Source organism: Streptomyces sp. NPDC048473 (assembly GCF_043200155.1).
Taxonomy (GTDB): domain Bacteria; phylum Actinomycetota; class Actinomycetes; order Streptomycetales; family Streptomycetaceae; genus Streptomyces.
In genome coordinates this window covers 1-1,335 of the sequence record NZ_JBICXE010000192.1, presented here as the reverse complement: position 1 = coordinate 1,335, position 1,335 = coordinate 1, and the positions used below count along the sequence as shown (strand labels likewise).

At 69.4% G+C, this 1,335-nt stretch carries 1 protein-coding gene; it reads left to right on the top strand.

Annotation, left to right across the window (positions count from 1 at the left end; translation table 11 throughout):
• Positions 1-1,220 (top strand): IS701 family transposase (locus ACGFU7_RS48175; RefSeq protein WP_393705160.1); only part of this gene is annotated, 1,220 nt, incomplete at its 5' end.
• Positions 1,221-1,335: the final 115 nt, after the last annotated feature.

Below are 1,335 nucleotides of genomic sequence, written 5' to 3'. Positions count from 1 at the left end.
TCGCGGCGGAGATGTTCGAGCCGTTCGCGCGGGCGGATCAGCGACGGTGGGGTGGGGTCTATCTGCGGGGCCTGCTGCTGGACGGCGGGCGTAAGTCGGTGGAGCCGATGGCCGCCCGCCTGGGCGAAGACGGGAACCGGCAGGCGCTGGCCCACTTCGTCACTTCCAGCCCGTGGGATGCGGCGCATGTGCGGGCCCGTTTGGCCTGGCGTATGCAGCCGGTCGTCAAGCCCACCGCGTTGATCATCGATGACACCGGGTTCCTCAAGGACGGGGACGCGTCCGCGTGCGTGACCCGGCAGTACACCGGCACCGCGGGCAAGGTCACCAACTGCCAGGCCGGGGTTTCGCTGCACCTGGCTTCCAACGGCGCCTCGGCGGCGGTGAACTGGCGTCTGTTCCTGCCCGGGAGCTGGGATCCCGCGTCGCCGAAGGCCGATCCGGTCAAAGTGGCCCGCCGTGACAAGTGCGCCATTCCTGCCCAGGTGGACCATGTCGAGAAGTGGCAGCTGGCCCTCGACATGATCGACGAGACGCGGTCCTGGGGCATCGAGGTGCCCCAGGTCATCGCCGACGGCGGCTACGGGGACACCGCCGCCTTCCGGCTTGGCCTGGAGGAACGCGGTCTCGACTACGTGGTGGGCATCTCGACCACGACCACCGCGCAACCCGAGGACGCACAGCCGTGCACCCCGGCCTACCCCGGCCGGGGCCGACGGCCGGTTCCTGCCTACCCCGAGCCGGCACAGAGGGTGAAGAGCCTGGTCATCGCGGTCGGCAAATCTTCCGCGCGGCCGGTGCAGTGGAGGGAGGGATCGCGGCCCGGCAGTGGCCGCAGCGGGCACAAGCGCATGTACTCGCGCTTCGTGGCCCTGCGGATCCGGCCCGCCGGACGTGAGATCCGCAAGGCCACGGCCGCCACCGAGCTTCCGGTCCGCTGGCTGCTGGCCGAATGGCCTGCCGACCAGGACGAGCCCGTGCAGTTCTGGCTCTCCAACCTGCCCGAGACCACCCCGTTGCCCGTCCTCGTGCGCACCGCGAAGCTCCGCTGGCGCATCGAGAACGACTACCGCGAGATGAAACAGGCCCTGGGCCTGGCCCACTTCGAAGGCCGAACCTGGCCGGGCTGGCACCACCACGTCACCCTCGTCTCGGTCGCACACGCCTTCTGCACCCTTCAGCGACTGAGCCGATCCCCAAAAGAGACGGCGTCGGCCTGAGCCTCTACCGAGTCGTTCGCGAGCTGCAGACACTCTTCGCGATCTGGACCGGCGCCTGCCCCACCTGTCACCGCGACATGCCAGACCTCGCACCAACATGACCAAGCCCTACTAG